Genomic DNA, 19,148 nt, shown 5'->3' with positions numbered 1-19,148 from the left:
AGGAACCCTCGTCCGCATCTCGCGGGCGGGGGTTTCTTCATCCCGCCGTGCGCGTGTGCAGGTCGCTCTCGCCCGACGCGTCGTTGAGCTCGAGATACAAACGGCCTTCGGTCCGCGTGAGCGTGGCGGTGTTGCGGCGCTCGATCGCGCCGGCCATCCGCTCGACGAAGCCGGCATCGAACGAGTGCAGCAGCACGTCGTCTGCGCGATGGATGCGCTTGCCCGCCCACGGCGCCGCGACCTTCTCCGGGTCCCGGTGGGTGTACACGGCGACCCGTTCGGCTTTCATGCTGCCGGTGTGGAGGCGAGCGGCATCCGGTGCCCCGACTTCGATCCACGCGACCAGCGCACCCGTGAGGTCGCGGACCATCACGGCCGGTTCGTCGGTGGCCGAGACTCCCTCGCTGAACGCAATTCCCTCCTCGTATTCGAGGCAATACGCCAGCACGCGCGTGAGCATGTACGGGGCGGTTTCCGAGGGATGCCGGGCGACGCGGAGCTGCAGCTCGTCATAGACGCCCCGGTCGACGTCGGAGAGCTGCACCGTGAACGTATGAATGGTCGCGCCGATAGCCACGACGGTCGAGCCTACGCGAACGCCTTGCCGGGCACGGCGCTCGCGACCTAGCGTCGGAGCATGCCCGATCCCCGCGCGCAGCTCATCGACGTCGGCCCCTTCCAACTCGGTCCGGATGCCGGCTCTCCGGCGTGGCGTGCCGTGGCGTCGGACGGCGTCTCGACCCCGACCGCCGCGTGGGCCGACTGGGTCGCCTTCGCACAGCGCGTGCTGCAGGTCGACGCGATCTGGCGCGAGCGCGAGGCGCGAGGCGATGCGTGGGATCAGGGGCACGCGGCATCCGGATCCGTGGACGCGGTGAATCCGTACCGCTAGGCCGCCGGCCAGTCGATCAGGACGAGGCTCTGCTTGGTGTCGGCGACCTTCACGAACCCGTCGCCGAACAGGTAGGTGATGCCGTAGCCGTCGACGCCCCGCCCGCCGAGCCAGTCGGGGTTCTCCGTCACGTACACCTCCCCGTTCGCGCCTTCTTCACGTTTCCAGCCCGAGCTCACGAGCTCGCGCTCGACCTTCTCGGCCATCGACGCCTCGATCGGGGCCCACCCGAACATCTGCACGCGATCGGCGGTCGCCGACCCGTCGCTCCACTTGCACAGGATGCCGTCGGGCACCTCTGTCGCACCCGCGCGGAAGACCTCTGTCTGGGGGGCCCATCCGATACTGCGGAAGTCTGCCGCCGTGGTGCGGGGGATGATCGTCTCGCACGTCGGGTCCGCGTCGTCGGCGGGAATCTCGGTCGGTGTCGGCTCCGGCGTCTCGGCGGGGGCCGCCTCGGTCGGTGCGGCGGTGGGAGCAGGCTGCGGCGCCGCGTTCGGTGCGCACGCACTGAGGACCGCCGCCACCAGAAGCGCAGCGGTCGTGGCAGCGGCCACCCGTCGCCTCATGTCGCGCTCCTGGCATGCAGGAAGGCGAGGAACGCGTCGTGCAGCACACCATTGGTCGCGAGGGACGATTCGGCATCGATCCGGTCGGATCCGTCGAACGCCGAGAACCGTCCGCCGGCTTCCCGCACGATCGGCGCGATGGCCGCGATGTCGTACTCCTTCACGCCGAACTCGGCGACGAGTTCGAGACGGCCCTCGGCGAGCCACATGTAGGGCAGAGCATCGCCGTAGCCGCGATCGCGCCACACGGCGCGGGCGAGACGCTCGAGGGTGGGCACGAGACCGACGTCGTCCCACTGCTCGATGCTCTGGAAGCTGATGCTCGACTGCGCGATGTCGTCGATGTCCGAGACGTGGATGCGACGGGGCTCGCCGTCTCGTCCGTTGGTCCATGCGCCTCCGCCGGTCGCGGCCCACCACCGCCGACCGAGCGCCGGCTGGCTCACGACCCCCACTTCGGGCACACCGTCGACGGTGAGAGCGATCAGCGTCGCCCAGACCGGGATGCCGCGCATGTAGTTGTGCGTCCCGTCGATCGGGTCGATCACCCAGCGTCGAGTGGTGTCGCCCGACGTGCCGTACTCCTCGCCGAGGATCGCATCGCCCGGGCGTTCGGCATCCAGGATCGCGCGGATCGCGCGCTCGGTCGCCAAGTCGGCCTCGGTGACGTGGGTGCGGTCGGGCTTCGTGTCGATGCGCAGGTCGGCCGCATCGAAGCGGCCCATGGCGACCGCATCAGCGGCGTCGGCCAGGCGCAACGCGAGCGCGAGGTCTTCACTCAGGGACGAGGGGGTCTCATCGATGGGGGACACGGCTCCAGGATAAAGGGCGGAGCCGGGTCGATTTGGTGAGCCCGTGTCACGCCTGGTAATGTAATCCCTCGGTTCGGAACGAGAAATCCGGGCCGACAGAACGCACCTCTAGCTCAATCGGCAGAGCAACTGACTCTTAATCAGTGGGTTCTGGGTTCGAGTCCCAGGGGGTGCACCGCAAGAAAAGCCCCTCATCCGGATCCGTCCGGTGAGGGGCTTTTCGGGCCCGATGAGCGATCACCGCCATGGAAGCGTCGGGGGAGTCGGCATCCATCGGTCCCACCGCCTCATGCGCGACAGCACGAGCTCGTCCGGGATCACCGTCGTGATGTGGGTGCACATCTCGAGACGTCCGCCCCTCATCCGCCCACCGCATCGCTGTCGCGGTCGCGCTGACCGCCGGGTGTCTCGGCTCGGAGAAATCGGGACCGGTCGCCGCATGGACGGGTCCGGAGCCACCGGCGACGTTGCGCCGGCCCACCCGCGGTAGTGCAGAGGGATCGGCACCGGGATACACCGTGACAGTCGGGTGTTCGGCGCGTGTCCCGGGAGCATCATAGGAGCATGCGTCGGGTGTTGATCGATGACCACGAGGCGCCTGAGCGGGCGCCCTTGACGATCGTGCCAGGGCAGATCGTCTCCGTGCAGGGCTGGGACACGGAGTGGCCCGCGTTCGTGTTCGTGACTGCGGAGGTCGGGTCGGGCTGGGTCCCTGGCCGGCACCTCTCGATCTCCGGGACCACCGCCACGGTGGTGACCGGTTACGACACGACGGAACTCACCCTGGCGACGGGAGCCGAGGTCGAGGTGCTCATCGACGACGTCGAGAGCGGATGGTCGTGGTGTCGCTCCGACGCGGGGGCCGAGGGGTGGGTGCCGAACCGGGTCCTCGGCGACGTCTGACGCACGGTCGCGGCCGTCTGTTGTGGCATCGTCGTCTCAACCGTGAGACCCGGCGGAAGTTCTGTGTCTCGTGGGAACGGGTGACGAGCCTCAGGCTGCCACCCGCAGCACACCGACCACGCGCTTGGCAAGGGTGTTCTGGCATCGCCGTTGTCCGCCTCCACTGTGGCGATGAGTTCCGACACCACACGTCGCCCCACCTCCAAACGCGACGCTCCCGCATCTGAGCACCCCGCCAAGCCGGATTCGCCCGACGACCTCGACCGGCGCTCGTGGAAGTACGTCCTGCGCAAGACGCTGCGCGAGTTCCGGTCCGATGGATGCATCGACATCGCGGCGGCGCTGACGTACTTCGCGGTCCTGTCGATCTTCCCGGCGCTGATCGCGCTGTTCTCGCTGCTCGGGGTCTTCGGGCAGGGCCAGTCGGCCGCCGATGCCATCCTCGGAATCATCGAACAGGCGGCTCCCGGCGAGACGGCGAGCACCATCCGCGGGCCGATCGAGCAGATCGCCTCCTCGCCCGGGGCGGGCTTCGCACTCATCGCCGGAGTCGTGCTCGCCGTGTGGTCGGCATCCGGGTACGTGAGTGCGTTCAGCCGTGCCATGAATCGCATCTACGAGATCGAGGAGGGGAGACCGTTCTGGAAGCTCAAGCCGGTCCAGCTTCTGGTCACCGTGATCGGCATCGTGCTCCTCTTCATCGCCGCGACGATCCTGGTGGTGTCGGGTCCGGTCACCGCGGCGGTCGGTGACGCGCTCGGCGTCGGAGACGTCGCGCAGACGCTGTGGTCCATCCTCAAGTGGCCGGTCCTCGCCGTCATCGTCGTGCTGATGGTGGCGATCCTCTACTACGCCACCCCCAACGCGAAGCAGCCGAAGTTCCGCTGGATCAGCATCGGCGCCCTCATCGCGATCGGCGTGCTGGCCCTTGCGACCCTCGCCTTCGGCCTCTACGTCGGCAACTTCTCCAACTACGACCGCACGTACGGCTCCCTCGCGGGCATCGTCATCTTCCTGCTGTGGCTGTGGATCGCCAACCTCGCGCTCCTTTTCGGCGCCGAGTTCGACGCGGAGATGGAGCGCGCGCGCCAGCTCGAGGCCGGTATCGTCGCCGAGGCCGACATTCAGCTGCCGCCGCGCGATGACCGCAATCTGAGGAAGGCGGACGCGAAAGAGGCAGAGGATGTCGCTGAGGGGCGCCGCATACGCGAAGACCACGACCCGGCGACGTGACCTGAGGCGCGCCGCGTCGCGACAGCACCGATGCTGATTCGGGGTTGTCCGGGTGTCGGCCCTCGCGTCGCCGCCGATGCGGCGCGAGGATGGCGGCATGGCCGACGACGAGATGTGGGACGTCACCGACGTCCAGGGCACGCCCACGGGAACATTGCATCGCCGAGGGGATGGTCCCGTGCCGGCCGGGTCGTTCCACATCGTGGCATCCGTGTGCGTCGTGGCATCCACGGGTCGGGTTCTCGTGAGCAGGCGGGCCGCGGGGAAGGAGTACCCGCTCGCGTGGGAGTTCCCGGCGGGCAGTGCACTGCGGCGGGAGTCCAGCCGCCGAGGTGCGATCCGCGAGCTCGACGAGGAGGTGGGGATCTCGGTCCTGCCGGACGACCTCGTACTCGTGGGGCGCGTCGTCGAGGAGCGCGCGCTGTTCGATCTATGGTGCGCGCACGTCGAGGGCGAGCCGGATGTCGTTGTCGACCCGGAGGAGGTGCTCGAGGCCGAGTGGGTCGATCTCGCCGAGGTGCGCCGACGCTGGCAGACGGGGCTCTTCGCAACGCCGTGGAACGCCCGCTTCACCCAGCTGTGGGAGACGCTCGACGACACCGTCCGGGGCGAGCGGTGACGGACCGGACGCACGCCGTCGCGGTTGCGGGCGGGACGCTGCACGTGGGGGAGTGGCATCCGGATGCCGAGGGCCTGCCGTGGCTGCTCGTGCATGGGGTCACCGCCTCGCACCTCGCGTGGTCGTGGGTCGCCGTCGAGGCGGCCGATGTGAGACTGATCGCCCCGGATCTCCGGGGGCGGGGACGCAGCGCCGACGTGTCCGGCCCGATCGGCATGGCCGCCCACGCCGACGACCTCGCGGCTGTTCTGGATGCCGCGGGGATACAGCGGGCGCTCGTCGTGGGGCACTCGATGGGGGCGTTCGTCTCGGCGGTCTTCGCCGACCGGCATCCGGACCGAACGACGGCCGTCGTGCTCGTCGACGGGGGTCTGCCCCTCGACCTTCCGGAGGGGATGCCGCCCCACGAGGCGGTGCGACACGTCCTCGGACCCACCGCCGCACGGCTGGAGATGCGCTTCCCGGATGCCGCGTCCTACCGCGACTTCTGGCGCGCTCATCCCGCGTTCGTCGGGCGGGAAGACCCGCTGCTCGACGCGTACTTCGCGTACGACCTCGCCGGCTCGGAACCCGAGCTGCGGCCCTCGACCTCGCTCGCGACGGTCGAGGGGGATTCGATCGATCAGAACACCGGAGCCGACATCGCTCGAGCCCTGGACCGGATGCCGCGACCCACGGTGCTGCTTGCCGCCGAGCGAGGACTGCAGGGCGAGGTTCCGCCGCTGTACGTCGACCTTGCGCGTGTACGTGCCGATGTTCCCCGCCTGGGGGAGGCGCGGCGCATTCCGGGGGCCGATCACTACTCGATCGTGATGACGCGTGAAGGCGCCCGGGAGGTCGTCGCCGCGGCGCGGATCGTCGCCGACACCGCGGACTGACGCAGGGCGACCTGGGTTTCACGCGGCGGTCGCTCGAGGGTGAATTCGAGCCGCTCTCGCGTCGTATCGGAGACCGCTCGCGCGTGAAGACCCTAGCGTCGGCGGGGTGCGTCGTCTGCTTGCCTCCAGTGCCGGACTGGCCGTCCTCGCGTCCGCGGCGTTCGCGGTCGCGGGTTCCGCCGCCTCGGCTGCCGTCCCCGACCTCACCGGCCGTTCCTACGTCGCGCTCGGCGATTCTTACGCGGCCGGCTGGGGCCTGCCGCTCGCGTCCAGCCAACCCGCGCAAGGCTGCGACCAGTCCGACCAGAACTACCCGCACCTGCTCGCGGAGGAGTTCGGACTCGTGCTCGACGACCGCACGTGCGGCGGCGCGGTGATCGCCAATGTGGTGGACACCCCGCAGGCCGTCAGCGGTACGGCCCCGGTCCAGGCGGATTCGCTGGATGCCACCACCGACCTCGTCACCCTCACGATCGGGGGCAATGACCTCGGGGTCTGGGACATCGGTCAGATGTGCGTCGCCCTGTCGTCCGCCGGCCCCGTCCTCGGCAGCCTGGACGGGCAGATCCACCAGACCTGTCGAGAGCAGTTCATCGTCGACACGCCGTCCGGACCGATCAATACGCTCGAGACGCAGATCGACCAGACCGTGGCCCCCGCGCTCGAGGCAGCCATCCACACGATCCGGACGCGCGCACCGCACGCGAAGATCCTCGTGGTCGGGTACCCGGCTCTAGCCCCGGATGCCGCTCACACGCCGAGCTCGGGGTGCTACACGTCGCTCACGCAAGGGTTCTTCGGCTTCCGCTCGAACGCGTTCCCCTACCTGGATGTCGACGTCGCTCTGCTGCACGACACCCAGGCGTACATGGATGCCGCAATGGCGGCGGCCACGACCGCGGCGGGGGCCACGTACGTGTCGCTGCTGGCCGACTCGCTCGCGCATAGCCCGTGCAATCCGTCCGACGCGTACGTCAACGGCATCACTCTCACCCTGTCGCCGGACAGCATCCCGGTCGGCGGCCTTCCGATCGGTGGGATCCAGCGTGGTGCGCTGCATCCCAACGCTGCGGGTGCAGCCTTTGCCGGAGACGCGGCCGCCGTCGCCGTGCGCGAACTCTTCGACGACCCGACGCCGACGCCAACCCCGACCGCGACGCCGACGCCGACCGCGACGCCGACGCCGACCGCGACGCCAACGCCGACCGCGACGCCAAGCCCGACGCCGACGCCGACGCCGACCCCGACCGCGACGCCGACGCCGACCGCAACCCCGACGCCGACGCCGACGCCGACCGCAACCCCGACGCCGACGCCGACTCCGACCGCGACGCCGACCCCGAGCCCGAGCCCGACGCCGACGCCGGTGCCCACCGCGACGCCGACCTCGATGCCCGCCGCCCCACCGGCGCCGAGTTCGAGCGCGTCGTCCGTCGCAGCATCCACCGCGCCGCTGGCGTCCACGGGCACGCCGCCGGTCGAAACCGCCGTCGCCATCGGCGCCGTCGCGCTGCTGATCGGCGTGGTGGTCACGCTGGTTGTGAGACGTCGGACCGCGCGACGCTGACCCTCCTGGAGCGCGCAGCCGGTCACGTAGTCTCCGACGTTCGGCGTGTGGGGAGGTCGCCGGACGGTCGTGGGCGCTTTTGCGATCTGTCGATCGGCAGCAGGCGAACGCGCCCGAGGTTCGACGGCGTGTCGGCTCGGGCGCGTTCGCTCCGGTCGGTCTTATGCCGCGTCGCCGACCAGGACGGCAGCGCCCTCGTCGGCCGCGGTCGGATGCGCGTCGTCGATGTGCGCGAGTGCGCGGCGACCGAACAGGACGCAGCCAGCCGCGATCACGACCGCGACGGTGGCCATGATGTACGGCGCTCCCGCGCTCGCCGCGTGCCAGAGGAAAGCGGCGAGCGGTGGGGCCACGGCGCCGCCGAGGAAGCGAACCGCCGAATACGCCGACGACGCGACTGAGCGCGGCAGGTCCGTCGCCTCCATGACGGCCTCGGTGAGCGCGGTGTTGATGACTCCGAGCACGAGACCGCCGACGACGATGCACACCACGAGCGCGGCGGCCGAGTCCACGACGAATGCGGCGACGAGAAGGTCCACCGCGAGCAGCGGAAGGGCGATCAGCAGAACGCTGGTCAGTCGCATCCGTCGCAGGAGCAGCGGAGCGACCCACACGCTGGTGACGGCGAGCGCGACGCCCCACCCGAAGAACGTCAGGCCGATGCCCATGGCGCCGAAGCCGAGCGGGAAGGGCGAGAAGGCCAGCAGCGTGAAGAAGCCGATGTTGTAGAACAGCGCGGTAGCGGCCAGGATCGCCAGCGCCGGGCGCCCGAGCGCACGCAAGGGTGCGCTGAACGGGATCGGCGTGCGCGCCGGCGACGGCCCGCGCAGGAGCACCGCGACCGCGACGAAGGCGATCGCCATGAGGACGACGACGCCGAAGAACGGTCCGCGCCAGCTCGCCTCGCCCAAGACGCCGCCGAGCAGCGGTCCCACAGCGATACCGAGACCCAGCGCGGCCTCGTACAGCACGATCGCGGCGGAACTCCCGCCGGATGCGGCACCGACGATCGTCGCCAGGGCGGTGGAGATGAACAGCGCGTTGCCCAGGCCCCAGCCCGCGCGGAAGCCGATCACCGCGTCGACACTCCCGCTCAGGGCGCAGAACAGCGCGAACACGACGATCAATCCGAGGCCGACGAGCAGCGTCGCCTTCGCCCCGATCCGGCTCGAGATCCAGCTCGTCACGAGCATCGCGAGACCGGTGACCACGAGGTAGCTGGTGAACAGCAGCTCAGTCTCGACCGGGCTCGCCTGCAGCGATTCGGCGATCGCGGGAAGGATGGGGTCCACCAGGCCGATGCCCATGAACGCCACGACGCAGGCGAACGCGACGGCCCAGACCTGGGCGGGCTGCTTCCAGACGTTCGGTGCGGCGCTCATCGGGCGAGCTCCGGCTGACGGCGGACGCGGGCACCCAGGGCGTCGGCGGTGACGCGCAGAGCCTCCCACTGCGCATCCGTGAGGTGGGCGACGTGCGGGGTGAGGGCGGCGCTCAAGACCTCGAACCATCGGTCGAGCTCCTGCAGCCCCTCGTCGGTCGCGGACACGACGCTCACACGCGAGTCCTCCGGATGGATGCCGCGGGCCACGAGGCCGGCATCCTCCATCTGGCGCACGAGCCGTGTCATGCCGGGCTGTGAGACGCGGCTGAGCGTGGCGAGGTCGCCGAGGCGCTGCGGGCCGTGATCGCGGAGGAGGGTGAGGGTGCGCCACTGCGCGCCAGGGGCGTCGTTCTTGGTGTCGATGGCCGCGATGCGCGTCAGGGCGTGCACCGCGAGGATCAGTCTCTGGAGATCGTCGTCGCGGGTCATTCCCCCGACTATACCCCTGTTATATAACCTGGATATGCATCATCGACCGGCGATGCGCGTCGACAGTTGGTGCGCATGCGCGAGAAGGATGCGACCGAGTTCGGCGAGCCGGTCGCCGGTGAATCGGAACTCCACTCCGGTCAGACTCAGCGCCCACTGCGGTTCGCCGGTGCGGGTGAACACCGCGGCGCCGATACCCCAGCTGCCCTCGACGATGAGTCCCGGGTTCACGGCGTACCCACGCGCCTTCGTGTCGGCCACGCGGGTCCGCAGGCGCGCGGGCGAATGTGCGACGCCCCAGCGCTCGGCGAGCTCGTCGTGGCGGTCGAGGTACGCATCCACCTCCTCGGGCGGCAGGAACGCCAGGATCGCCAGGCCGGCGGATGCCACCCCCAGCGGGAAGCGCACGCCCTCGGACAGCACGAAGGATCGGATGGGGAAGCTGCCGTCCTCCCGAACGAGGCAGACGGTCTCGTCGCCTCGCCGCACGGAGAGGAACGCGCTCTCCTCCGTCCGCACCGCGAGCGAGCGGACGATGTCGCGGGCGAGGGTCGTCACGTCGAACCGGGATGCCGCGACGGTCCCCATCAAGTAGAGCTCGGGTCCGGGAAGCCATCGGCCGCTGGCTTCGTCGCGGTCCACGAGACCTTCTTGTCGCAAGGCGGACAGCAGGCGGTGTGCGGTCGGGCGGGTGAGCTCCGCTTGGGAGGCCAGGTGGCCTACGGGGACGCCGTCCGTGCCGGCCGCGGTCACCAGGCGGAGGAGGTGCGCGGCCCGTGCGATCGCCTGCGTGCCGGGAACGCCGCTGCGCGGCGTCGGTGTCTTCGTGTCCACGATGTGGACGGTACGCGCGCTGGCATCCACATCGCAAGAACGACCGCGGCGCGGGGTGGAAGACGGGCGCACGATGAGACGACCGATCCCAGCACGAAGGAGTCCGCGTGATCGACAAGACCTGGCCGTCGGCGGCCGACGCCGTCGCCGACATCCCCGATGGAGCATCGCTCGCAGTGGGCGGCTTCGGCCTCTCGGGCAATCCCATCGCCCTGATCGAGGCGCTGCTCGCCCAAGGCACGGGCGACCTGTCCGTCGTCTCGAACAACTGCGGAGTGGACGACTGGGGGCTCGGCATCCTGCTGGGCGCCGGTCGCATCCGGAAGATGACATCGTCCTACGTCGGCGAGAACAAGGAGTTCGAGCGGCAGTTCCTCTCGGGTGAGCTCGAGCTCGAACTCACGCCGCAGGGCACGCTCGCCGAGAAGCTGCGTGCGGGCGGGTCCGGGATCGCTGCCTTCTACACGCAGACCGGTGTCGGGACGCAGGTCGCGGAGGGCGGGCTGCCGCAGCGATACGACGGCGCCGGCGGCGTGGCCGTGGCATCCCCTGCGAAGGACGTGCGCACTTTCGACGTTCACGGTGAAGCCCGCGAGTTCGTGCTCGAGGAGGCGATCACCACCGACTTCTCGCTCGTGCACGCGTGGAAGGGCGACCGCCACGGGAACCTCGTCTTCCGCAAGGCGGCACGCAGCTTCAACCCTCTCGCGGCGATGGCGGGTCGCGTCTGCATCGTGCAGGTGGAACACCTCGTGGAGCCGGGCGAGATCGACCCCGACGACGTGCACCTGCCCGGCGTCTTCGTCCACCGCATCGTCGAGGTGGGCCCCGACATCGAGAAGCGCATCGAGAAGCGCACCGTCACCGAAGGAGTCCGCTGACATGGCCCTCACCCGCATCGAGATGGCCGCCCGCGCGGCGCAGGAACTCGCCGACGGTTCGTACGTGAACCTCGGTATCGGCCTCCCCACGCTCGTGCCCAACCACGTCCCCGAGGGGGTCACCGTGGTGCTGCAGTCCGAGAACGGGATCCTGGGTGTCGGTCCCTACCCGACCGAGGATGCCGTGGATGCCGACCTCATCAACGCCGGCAAGGAGACCGTCACGACGCTGCCCGGAGCGGCGTTCTTCGACTCGGCGACGAGCTTCGGCATGATCCGCGGGGGCAAGATCGACGCCGCGATCCTGGGGGCCATGCAGGTGTCGGCAACCGGCGACCTGGCGAACTGGATGATCCCGGGCAAGATGGTGAAGGGCCCCGGCGGCGCGATGGACCTCGTCCACGGTGCCGAACGCGTCATCGTCCTCATGGAGCACGTCGCCCGTGACGGCTCCCCGAAGATCGTGGACGCCTGCTCCCTTCCGCTGACCGGACGCGGGGTGGTCGATCGCATCATCACCGATCTCGCCGTGATCGACGTCACGCCCGAGGGGCTGGTCCTCGTCGAGGTCGCGCCGGGCGTCTCCGTCGACGACGTGGTCGCAGCCACCGAACCCCCGCTCACCGTCCGCATCCCCGAGGAGCAGATCGCATGACCTCCGCCACCGACGTCGTCATCGTCGCCGCCGCCCGTACACCCCAGGGCCGCCTGAAGGGCCAGCTCGCGCCGCTGACCGCGGTGCAGCTCGGGGCGGCCGCGATCACGGGTGCCCTCGAGCGCGGCGGCATCCCCGCCGATGCCGTCGACGCCGTCCTGGTCGGGCAGGTGCTCCAGGCCGGCGCCGGCCAGAACGCCGCGCGGCAGGCGGCGCTCGCCGCGGGCATCGGCTGGGACGTCCACGCCGCGACGATCAACAAGGTGTGTCTTTCGGGCCTCACCGCCGTGATCGACGCCGCCCGCATGCTGCGGCTCGGCGACGCGACGGTGGTCGTGGCCGCCGGCATGGAGTCGATGACACGCGCCCCGCATCTGCTGATGAACTCGCGCGAGGGCTACGCGTACGGCTCCGTCGAGGTGCTCGACCACATGGCGCACGACGGCCTGACGGACGCGTACGACCGCGAGAGCATGGGGGCGTCCACAGAGCGCGCGAACGCCCGGTACGAGGTCACGCGAGAGGCACAGGATGCCGTGGCCGCGAGGTCGCACCAGCGCGCGGCCGCCGCGCAGCGGGCGGGCGTGTTCGAGGCGGAGATCGTGCCCGTGTCGATTCCGCAGCGCAAGGGGGACCCCGTCGTCGTCACGGCCGACGAAGGCATCCGGCCGGACACCACGGTCGACACCCTGAGAAGGCTGCGCCCGGCTTTCGCGGACGGCGGGTCGATCACCGCCGGCAATGCCTCGCAGATCTCGGACGGAGCCTCGGCGGTGGTCGTGACCACCCGAGCCGTCGCCGACGAGCGCGGGTGGGACGTGCTCGCGGTCGTCGGGGCGGCCGGCCAGGTCGCCGGACCCGACAATTCGTTGCACGCCCAGCCCGCCCGCGCGATCGCCCGCGCTCTGGAGAAGCAGGGGATCGCGGCATCCGATCTCGATCTGGTCGAGATCAACGAGGCCTTCGGGGCCGTGGTGGCTCGGTCGCAGGCGGAGCTCGGTCTCGCCGACGAGATCGTCAACCCGCACGGCGGGGGCATTGCGATCGGTCACCCCATCGGGGCGTCCGGCAACCGGCTCGTCGTCCACGTCGTGCACGAGCTGGTCCGACGCGGTGGCGGCACCGCGGCCGTGGCCCTGTGCGGTGGGGGCGGGCAGGGCGACGCGCTGATCCTCACCCGCTGAGCGGATGCCGGGCTCGCAGGCCCGGCATCCGGCATCCGTCTCAGCGCGACAGGCGCTTTTTCAGGAGCTTCTTCTGGCGGCTCGCAACGGGGGAGTCGCCGGCGACCTGACGTCCGCGGCGGGCTCGGCGGGTGTCGACGACGGCGCCGACGGCGAGGGCCAGCGTGATGCCCCAGCTCAGCCAGGCCAGGGCGGTCCGCCATGTGAACGGCTCGTCGTTGCGCAACCCTCGCAGCAGCGTGATTCCGCCGGTGACGGCGCTGAGGAGTCCGGTTCCGAAGATGTACTGGCGCATGCCCCCAACCTATCGATGGGCGGCGGCCCGTCGCGTGTGCCTTGACAGACCGCGCGCGTCGATGGACGGCGTCCACGGGAGGAGACCTCCTCGCGTCGGTGTGCTCGCGTATGGCGTTATCGCATTATCCGGGCACCGGGAACCCGCATCAGCCCACTGTTAGCCTGGGATCAAGCTACCGAGGAGGACCTGTGCCACAGGCCGATTTCGTCGTCGTCGCCAATCGTCTGCCGGTGGACCGCACCCCCGACGGGGAAGGCTGGCGCCGTTCGCCGGGCGGTCTGGTCACCGCGCTGGAACCGGTCATGCGCCGCGCGGAGGGGGCGTGGGTCGGATGGGCCGGTCAGCCCGACGTGACGCTGGACCCGTTCGAGTTCGAGGGGACGCACCTCGTCCCGGTCGAGCTTTCTGCCGCCGACGTGCAGCACTACTACGAGGGCTTCTCCAACGACACGATCTGGCCGCTGTACCACGACGTCATCGCCGAGCCGACGTACAAGCGCGCCTGGTGGGACGCGTACGTGCGGGTGAACCGTCGGTTCGCCGAAGCGGCGGCCGAGGTGTCCGCCGACAACGCGATCGTCTGGGTCCAGGACTACCAGTTGCAGCTCGTGCCGAAGATGCTGCGCGAGCTGCGTCCCGATCTGACGATCGGCTACTTCCACCACATCCCGTTCCCCGCCTACGGTCTGTACGCGCAGCTGCCGTGGCGCAAGCAGGTGCTCGAGGGGCTACTCGGTGCCGACGTCATCGGGTTCCAGCGCGTCGCCGACGCGGGCAACTTCGCCCGTGCGGTGCGTCGGCAGCTGCGCTACGAGACGAAGGCGAGCGGAATCTCGGTTCCCGACGGTCAGGGCGGCACGCGCATCGCCCTGGCGAAAGCGTTCCCGATCTCGATCGACGCCGAGTCGTACATCGAGCTCGCCCAGCGCCCCGACATCCAGCAGCGGGCCCGTGAGATCCGCGAGGGCCTCGGCAATCCGCGCAAGATCCTGCTCGGCGTCGATCGGCTCGACTACACGAAGGGCATCCGCCACCGGCTGAAGGCGTGGGGCGAGCTCCTCGAGGACGGTCGCGCGACGGTCGATGACGCCACACTGGTCCAGGTGGCGAGCCCGAGCCGCGAGCGCGTCGACGCCTATGTGCAGTTGCGCGACGAGATCGAGATGACGGTCGGACGCATCAACGGCGACCACGACACCACGACGCACACCGCGATCCGTTACCTGCATCAGTCGTACCCGCGGGAAGAGATGGTGGCGCTGTTCCTCGCCGCCGATGTCATGCTCGTCACGGCCCTGCGCGACGGTATGAACCTCGTCGCGAAGGAGTACGTGGCCAGCCGCACCGACAACCGGGGCGTGCTCGTGCTCAGCGAGTTCGCCGGCGCTGCCGATGAGATGGGCAGCGCGCTGCTGATCAATCCGCATGACATCGACGGATTGAAGGACACGATCATCCGTGCCATCGACATGCCCGCGGCCGAACAGGGTCGCCGCATGCGGGCGCTGCGCAAGCGCGTACGCGATCACGACGTGGAGGACTGGTCGCGGGAGTTCCTCGAGGCGCTTTCGGTGTTCCACGACCGCGCCTCGAGCGTGGCGGCGGCGGCCGAGGTCGATGCCGCCGGCGGCGACGAGGGGAGCTCGGCATGACCGCCGCCGATGCCGCGATCGAGGCGGTCTCGACGTCGCCCGTCCTCCTCGTCGCCCTCGACTTCGACGGAACCCTCGCGCCGCTGGTGGATCACCCGATGACCGCGCGGATGACCCCGCGAGCCCGGGCCGCCGTCGACGCCCTGGCCGACCTGCCGGACACGGTGGTCGCGCTGGTGTCGGGACGTTCGCTGGGGCACCTGCGCGAGATCGCCGAGCACCTCGACGTCTCGCCGGTGTGGTTGGCCGCCTCGCACGGTGTGCAGTATTGGGTGCCGGGCGCGGGGGAGCAGCCCGGTCCCGACGACGCGGCCGACCTCGCCCTCCGCGACCGTCTGCGCGAGGCGATCACGACGTCGGTCGCGCACCTGGACGGCGTGTGGATCGAGCCGAAGGAGTTCGGTGTCGGCGTCCACACGCGGGTGGCGGATGCCGACACGGCGCGCGAGGCGCGGGAGATCGCCGACCGGCTGGTCGCGGCGGACGCTCCCGGTTGGCGCCGCCGCACCGGGCACGACATCCTCGAGTTCGCGTTCCGCCACGAGGGCAAGGACACCGCCGTGGCGCACCTGCGCGAGCGCACCGGGGCGACGGCGGTGCTCTTCGCGGGAGACGACGTCACCGACGAGGACGCTCTGCGCGCTCTGCAGCCCGGGGATCTCGGCATCCACGTGGGGGACGGAGACACGGCGGCGACCCTGAAGGTCGCCGACATCGATGCTCTGGTGGACGTCCTCGAGGCCGTCGCGCGTCAGCGCGTCGCCCACGCGCAATAGACTGCGAGAATGCCCGCACCGCACAACTCCACTCCCGCCGGCGAGATCGACATCAAGCCCCGCAGCCGTGTCATCACCGATGGCATCGAGGCCACCACGTCGCGAGGAATGCTCCGCGGCGTCGGCATGGGTGACGACGACTGGGACAAGCCCCAGATCGGTATCGCGTCGAGCTGGAACGAGATCACCCCCTGCAACCTGAGCCTCGACCGCCTCGCGCAGGGCGCGAAGGAGGGCGTGCACGCCGGCGGCGGCTACCCGCTGCAGTTCGGCACCATCTCCGTCTCGGACGGCATCTCGATGGGCCACGAGGGCATGCACTTCTCCCTCGTCTCGCGCGAGGTCATCGCAGACTCCGTCGAGACCGTCATGATGGCCGAGCGCCTCGACGGGTCCGTGCTCCTGGCCGGTTGCGACAAGTCGATCCCCGGAATGCTCATGGCATCCGCGCGTCTGGACCTCTCGAGTGTCTTCCTCTACGCCGGTTCGATCGCACCCGGATGGGTCAAGCTCTCGGACGGCACCGAGAAGGAGATCACGATCATCGACTCGTTCGAGGGCGTCGGGGCGTGTCTTGCCGGTCGCATGAGCGAGGCCGACCTCAAGCGCATCGAGTGCGCGTTCGCTCCCGGCGAGGGCGCGTGCGGCGGCATGTACACCGCCAACACCATGGCCTCCGTCGCCGAGGCGCTGGGCCTGAGCCTCCCGGGTTCGGCTGCTCCGCCGTCGGCCGACCGCCGCCGCGACTACTTCGCCCACCGCTCGGGCGAAGCCGTCGTGAACCTGCTGCGACAGGGCATCACCACGCGCGACATCCTCACGAAGGAGGCGTTCGAGAACGCCATCGCCCTCGCGATGGCCCTCGGCGGCTCGACGAACGTGGTGCTGCACCTTCTCGCCATCGCACGCGAGGCCGAGGTCGACCTCACGCTCCACGACTTCAACCGCATCGGCGACAAGACGCCTCACGTGGCCGACATGAAGCCCTTCGGCAAGTACGTCATGAACGACGTCGACCGTCACGGCGGCATCCCGGTCGTGCTCAAGGCCATGCTCGACGAGGGCCTCCTGCACGGTGATGCGCTGACGGTCACCGGTAAGACGCTGGCGGAGAACCTGCGCGACCTCGAGCCCGACCCCGTCGACGGCGACGTCATCCACCGCTTCGACGACCCGATCCACGCCACCGGCGGCATCACGATCCTCCACGGCTCGTTGGCCCCCGAGGGAGCCGTCGTCAAGACGGCCGGTTTCGACGCGGCCGTCTTCGAAGGGCCCGCTCGCGTCTTCGAGCGCGAGCGCGCGGCCATGGATGCGCTCGAAGCGGGCGAGATCCACGCCGGCGACGTCGTCGTGATCCGCTACGAGGGCCCCAAGGGCGGTCCCGGCATGCGCGAGATGCTGGCCATCACGGCCGCCATCAAGGGCGCGGGGCTCGGAAAAGATGTACTACTCTTGACGGACGGTCGATTCTCAGGCGGCACAACCGGCCTCTGCATCGGCCACATAGCTCCCGAAGCGGTGGACGCAGGTCCGATCGCCTTCGTGCGCGATGGTGATCTGATACGGGTCGATATCGCCGCTCGCACTCTCGACTTGATCGTCGATGACGCCGAGCTGAGTTCCCGCCGCGAAGGCTGGGAACCGCTTCCCCCGCGCTATACCCGTGGCGTTCTGGCCAAGTACTCCAAGCTCGTGCACTCCGCCGCGGAGGGCGCGGTCACGGGCTGACGGCCGTCCCCCTTCTCACCCCCACCTGGTTCCGAGGTACCACCATGTCCGCCGAATCCGCCACGGCCGTTCCCCGGCCTCCCGCTCGCACCGCTCCGGCGCCCGTGCTCTCGGGCGCTCAGGCGGTCGTCCGTTCGCTCGACCTGCTCGGCGTCACCGACGTGTTCGGTCTGCCGGGCGGCGCGATCATGCCCGTCTACGACCCGCTCATGGACGACGAGAACGTCCGCCACATCCTTGTCCGGCACGAACAGGGCGCCGGCCACGCGGCCGAGGGCTACGCCGCCGCGTCGGGCCGCACCGGTGTCGCGATCGCGACGTCCGGTCCCGGTGCGACGAACCTCGTCACCGCGATCGCCGACGCCTACATGGACTCGGTGCCGTTGGTGTGCATCACGGGGCAGGTCTTCTCGACCCTCATGGGGACGGATGCCTTCCAGGAGGCCGACATCGTCGGCATCACGATGCCCATCACGAAGCACTCCTTCCTGGTGAAGTCCGCCGAGGAGATCCCCGGCGCGATCGCGGCGGCGTTCGAGATCGCGTCGACCGGGCGTCCCGGCCCCGTGCTCGTCGACATCACCAAGGACGCGCAGCAGAACGAGGCGCCGTTCATCTGGCCGCCCAAGATCGACCTGCCCGGGTACCGTCCGGTGACCAAGGCGCACGGCAAGCAGATCCAGGCCGCGGCTCACCTCATCGCGAACGCCAAGAAGCCCGTCCTCTACGTCGGCGGCGGCGTCATCCGCGCCAAGGCGTCGGCCGAGCTGAAGACGTTCGCCGAGGCCACCGGAGCGCCCCTGGTGACGACGCTCATGGCTCGTGGTGCGTTCCCCGACTCGCACGACCAGCACCTCGGCATGCCGGGAATGCACGGCACGGTCCCCGCCGTGCTCGCGCTGCAGGACAGCGACCTGATCGTCTCGCTCGGCGCGCGCTTCGACGACCGGGTCACGGGCAAGGCGTCGCTGTTCGCGCCGAACGCGCAGGTCGTGCACGTCGACATCGATCCGGCCGAGATCTCCAAGATCCGCACGGCCGACGTGCCGATCGTGGGTGACCTCAAAGAGGTGCTGGTCGACCTGGATGCCGCCTTCCGCCAGGCGGCATCCGAGACCGAGGTCGATTACTCCGAGTGGTGGTCGTTCCTCAACGGCCTGCGGGAGGAGTTCCCCCTCGGCTACACCCCGACGACCGACGGGCTGCTCTCGCCGCAGCACGTGATCCAGCGGATCGGCGAGCTGACCGGTCCGGAGGCGATCTACGCCGCGGGCGTCGGACAGCACCAGATGTGGGCCGCCCAGTTCATCAAGTACGAGCGCCCGAACGCGTGGTTGAACTCCGGGGGCGCCGGCACGATGGGCTACTCCGTTCCTGCGGCGATGGGCGCCAAGGTCGCCGAGCCCGACCGGGTCGTGTGGGCGATCGACGGCGACGGCTGCTTCCAGATGACGAACCAGGAGCTCGCCACCTGCGTCATCAACAACATCCCCATCAAGGTCGCCGTCATCAACAACTCCTCCTTGGGCATGGTGCGCCAGTGGCAGACGCTGTTCTTCGACGGCCGTCACTCGAACACCGATCTCAACACGGGGCACGGGACGCGTCGCATCCCCGACTTCGTCAAGCTCGCGGAGGCCTACGGGTGCCTCGCGATCCGGGTCGAGAAGGAGGACGAGATCGACGCGGCCATCCAGCTCGCGCTGGACACGAACGACCGCCCCGTGGTGATCGACTTCGTCGTGAGCGCCGACGCGATGGTCTGGCCCATGGTTCCGCAGGGCGTCAGCAACAGCTACGTCCAGTACGCCCGCGATCACTCGCCCGCCTTCGCCGAGCAGGAGGACTGAC

The 19,148-nt window shown here is 69.9% G+C and carries 20 protein-coding genes and 1 tRNA gene; 14 read left to right on the top strand and 7 right to left on the bottom strand.

Features of this window, described 5'->3' with window-relative positions; translation table 11 throughout:
• Positions 1–37: 37 nt before the first annotated feature.
• Positions 38–577 (bottom strand): YaeQ family protein, encoded by a 540-nt coding sequence (locus LL239_RS10395; RefSeq protein WP_228163370.1) that lies wholly within the window; start codon positions 575–577, stop codon positions 38–40.
• A 60-nt stretch (positions 578–637) separates the two neighbouring features.
• On the opposite strand from LL239_RS10395, the gene LL239_RS10390 reads away from it, so the two are divergent.
• A complete protein-coding gene (locus LL239_RS10390; protein ID WP_228163369.1) occupies positions 638–892 on the top strand; it encodes a hypothetical protein in 255 nt (84 codons plus the stop codon).
• On the opposite strand, the gene LL239_RS10385 is transcribed toward LL239_RS10390, so the two are convergent.
• The gene (locus LL239_RS10385; RefSeq protein WP_228163368.1) at positions 889–1,461 is read right to left on the bottom strand and encodes a hypothetical protein; all 573 of its coding nucleotides are present in this window, start codon (positions 1,459–1,461) and stop codon (positions 889–891) included. The genes LL239_RS10390 and LL239_RS10385 overlap by 4 nt on opposite strands.
• Positions 1,458–2,273, bottom strand: a complete 816-nt coding sequence (locus LL239_RS10380) for an inositol monophosphatase family protein (protein WP_228163367.1) — start codon at positions 2,271–2,273, stop codon at positions 1,458–1,460. Before LL239_RS10380 ends, LL239_RS10385 begins: the two co-directional genes overlap by 4 nt.
• Before the next feature lie 102 nt (positions 2,274–2,375).
• Between LL239_RS10380 and LL239_RS10375 the strand changes: the two genes are divergently transcribed.
• The 6 genes from LL239_RS10375 (at position 2,376) to LL239_RS10350 (ending at position 7,473) form a co-directional block, all read left to right on the top strand.
• A tRNA-Lys gene (locus LL239_RS10375) sits at positions 2,376–2,448 on the top strand.
• A 389-nt stretch (positions 2,449–2,837) separates the two neighbouring features.
• Positions 2,838–3,176 (top strand): SH3 domain-containing protein, encoded by a 339-nt coding sequence (locus LL239_RS10370; protein WP_228163366.1) that lies wholly within the window; start codon positions 2,838–2,840, stop codon positions 3,174–3,176.
• 171 nt (positions 3,177–3,347) lie between these two features.
• On the top strand, positions 3,348–4,409 hold the full coding sequence (locus tag LL239_RS10365; RefSeq protein ID WP_228163365.1) for a YihY/virulence factor BrkB family protein: 1,062 nt from the start codon (positions 3,348–3,350) through the stop codon (positions 4,407–4,409).
• A 97-nt stretch (positions 4,410–4,506) separates the two neighbouring features.
• Positions 4,507–5,028 carry an NUDIX hydrolase gene (locus tag LL239_RS10360; RefSeq protein WP_228163364.1) on the top strand — a complete coding sequence of 174 codons (522 nt, stop codon included), beginning with the start codon at positions 4,507–4,509 and terminating at the stop codon, positions 5,026–5,028.
• A complete protein-coding gene (locus LL239_RS10355; RefSeq protein WP_228163363.1) occupies positions 5,025–5,906 on the top strand; it encodes an alpha/beta fold hydrolase in 882 nt (293 codons plus the stop codon). The genes LL239_RS10360 and LL239_RS10355 overlap by 4 nt, the downstream gene beginning before the upstream one ends.
• A gap of 106 nt (positions 5,907–6,012) precedes the next feature.
• Entirely contained in the window at positions 6,013–7,473 is a 1,461-nt protein-coding gene (locus LL239_RS10350) for an SGNH/GDSL hydrolase family protein (RefSeq protein ID WP_228163362.1), read from the top strand.
• Positions 7,474–7,634: 161 nt separating this feature from the next.
• Here the strand turns inward: LL239_RS10350 and LL239_RS10345 are convergent, their stop codons facing one another.
• Genes LL239_RS10345 through LL239_RS10335 form a run of 3 tightly spaced genes read right to left on the bottom strand, consistent with a single transcriptional unit; the run spans position 7,635 to position 10,120 of the window.
• Complete coding sequence (locus LL239_RS10345; protein ID WP_228163361.1) at positions 7,635–8,855, bottom strand: MFS transporter; 1,221 nt, start codon at positions 8,853–8,855, stop codon at positions 7,635–7,637.
• Entirely contained in the window at positions 8,852–9,286 is a 435-nt protein-coding gene (locus LL239_RS10340) for a MarR family winged helix-turn-helix transcriptional regulator (protein ID WP_228163360.1), read from the bottom strand. The genes LL239_RS10345 and LL239_RS10340 overlap by 4 nt, the downstream gene beginning before the upstream one ends.
• 39 nt (positions 9,287–9,325) lie before the next feature.
• Positions 9,326–10,120: an IclR family transcriptional regulator gene (locus LL239_RS10335; protein ID WP_228163359.1), complete on the bottom strand. Its 795-nt coding sequence runs from the start codon at positions 10,118–10,120 to the stop codon at positions 9,326–9,328.
• A gap of 107 nt (positions 10,121–10,227) precedes the next feature.
• Between LL239_RS10335 and LL239_RS10330 the strand changes: the two genes are divergently transcribed.
• Genes LL239_RS10330 through LL239_RS10320 form a run of 3 tightly spaced genes read left to right on the top strand, consistent with a single transcriptional unit; the run spans position 10,228 to position 12,840 of the window.
• Positions 10,228–11,001 carry a CoA transferase subunit A gene (locus LL239_RS10330; protein ID WP_228163358.1) on the top strand — a complete coding sequence of 258 codons (774 nt, stop codon included), beginning with the start codon at positions 10,228–10,230 and terminating at the stop codon, positions 10,999–11,001.
• 1 nt (position 11,002) lies between these two features.
• The gene (locus LL239_RS10325) at positions 11,003–11,656 is read left to right on the top strand and encodes a CoA transferase subunit B (protein WP_228163357.1); all 654 of its coding nucleotides are present in this window, start codon (positions 11,003–11,005) and stop codon (positions 11,654–11,656) included.
• A complete protein-coding gene (locus tag LL239_RS10320; protein WP_228163356.1) occupies positions 11,653–12,840 on the top strand; it encodes an acetyl-CoA C-acyltransferase in 1,188 nt (395 codons plus the stop codon). Before LL239_RS10325 ends, LL239_RS10320 begins: the two co-directional genes overlap by 4 nt.
• A gap of 40 nt (positions 12,841–12,880) precedes the next feature.
• Here LL239_RS10320 and LL239_RS10315 read toward each other — a convergent pair whose 3' ends face one another.
• Positions 12,881–13,135, bottom strand: a complete 255-nt coding sequence (locus LL239_RS10315) for a cytochrome c-type biogenesis protein CcmH (protein ID WP_228163355.1) — start codon at positions 13,133–13,135, stop codon at positions 12,881–12,883.
• A gap of 191 nt (positions 13,136–13,326) precedes the next feature.
• Between LL239_RS10315 and otsA the strand changes: the two genes are divergently transcribed.
• From otsA to LL239_RS10295, 4 genes are read left to right on the top strand one after another with little or no spacing between them, the layout of a single operon-like run.
• Entirely contained in the window at positions 13,327–14,790 is a 1,464-nt protein-coding gene (gene otsA, locus LL239_RS10310; RefSeq protein ID WP_228163354.1) for an alpha,alpha-trehalose-phosphate synthase (UDP-forming), read from the top strand.
• On the top strand, positions 14,787–15,566 hold the full coding sequence (otsB, locus tag LL239_RS10305) for a trehalose-phosphatase (protein ID WP_228163353.1): 780 nt from the start codon (positions 14,787–14,789) through the stop codon (positions 15,564–15,566). Before otsA ends, otsB begins: the two co-directional genes overlap by 4 nt.
• Before the next feature lie 9 nt (positions 15,567–15,575).
• Complete coding sequence (gene ilvD / locus LL239_RS10300; RefSeq protein WP_228163352.1) at positions 15,576–17,297, top strand: dihydroxy-acid dehydratase; 1,722 nt, start codon at positions 15,576–15,578, stop codon at positions 17,295–17,297.
• A gap of 44 nt (positions 17,298–17,341) precedes the next feature.
• On the top strand, positions 17,342–19,147 hold the full coding sequence (locus LL239_RS10295; protein ID WP_228163351.1) for an acetolactate synthase large subunit: 1,806 nt from the start codon (positions 17,342–17,344) through the stop codon (positions 19,145–19,147).
• Position 19,148: the final 1 nt, after the last annotated feature.

The sequence above is a fragment of the Microbacterium testaceum genome (genome assembly GCF_020781835.1).
In the GTDB taxonomy this organism is placed as follows: domain Bacteria; phylum Actinomycetota; class Actinomycetes; order Actinomycetales; family Microbacteriaceae; genus Microbacterium; species Microbacterium testaceum_H.
This window is presented reverse-complemented; position numbering and strand designations above follow the sequence as displayed.

Coding starts and splice junctions, on each gene's coding strand:
- LL239_RS10390 (WP_228163369.1), top strand. CDS start 638: ATGCCCGATCCCCGCGCGCAGCTCATCGACGTCGGCCCCTTCCAACTC.
- LL239_RS10385 (WP_228163368.1), bottom strand. CDS start 1,461: ATGAGGCGACGGGTGGCCGCTGCCACGACCGCTGCGCTTCTGGTGGCG.
- LL239_RS10370 (WP_228163366.1), top strand. CDS start 2,838: ATGCGTCGGGTGTTGATCGATGACCACGAGGCGCCTGAGCGGGCGCCC.
- LL239_RS10365 (WP_228163365.1), top strand. CDS start 3,348: ATGAGTTCCGACACCACACGTCGCCCCACCTCCAAACGCGACGCTCCC.
- LL239_RS10360 (WP_228163364.1), top strand. CDS start 4,507: ATGGCCGACGACGAGATGTGGGACGTCACCGACGTCCAGGGCACGCCC.
- LL239_RS10345 (WP_228163361.1), bottom strand. CDS start 8,855: ATGAGCGCCGCACCGAACGTCTGGAAGCAGCCCGCCCAGGTCTGGGCC.
- LL239_RS10340 (WP_228163360.1), bottom strand. CDS start 9,286: ATGACCCGCGACGACGATCTCCAGAGACTGATCCTCGCGGTGCACGCC.
- LL239_RS10325 (WP_228163357.1), top strand. CDS start 11,003: ATGGCCCTCACCCGCATCGAGATGGCCGCCCGCGCGGCGCAGGAACTC.
- LL239_RS10320 (WP_228163356.1), top strand. CDS start 11,653: ATGACCTCCGCCACCGACGTCGTCATCGTCGCCGCCGCCCGTACACCC.
- LL239_RS10315 (WP_228163355.1), bottom strand. CDS start 13,135: ATGCGCCAGTACATCTTCGGAACCGGACTCCTCAGCGCCGTCACCGGC.
- otsB (WP_228163353.1), top strand. CDS start 14,787: ATGACCGCCGCCGATGCCGCGATCGAGGCGGTCTCGACGTCGCCCGTC.
- ilvD (WP_228163352.1), top strand. CDS start 15,576: ATGCCCGCACCGCACAACTCCACTCCCGCCGGCGAGATCGACATCAAG.
- LL239_RS10295 (WP_228163351.1), top strand. CDS start 17,342: ATGTCCGCCGAATCCGCCACGGCCGTTCCCCGGCCTCCCGCTCGCACC.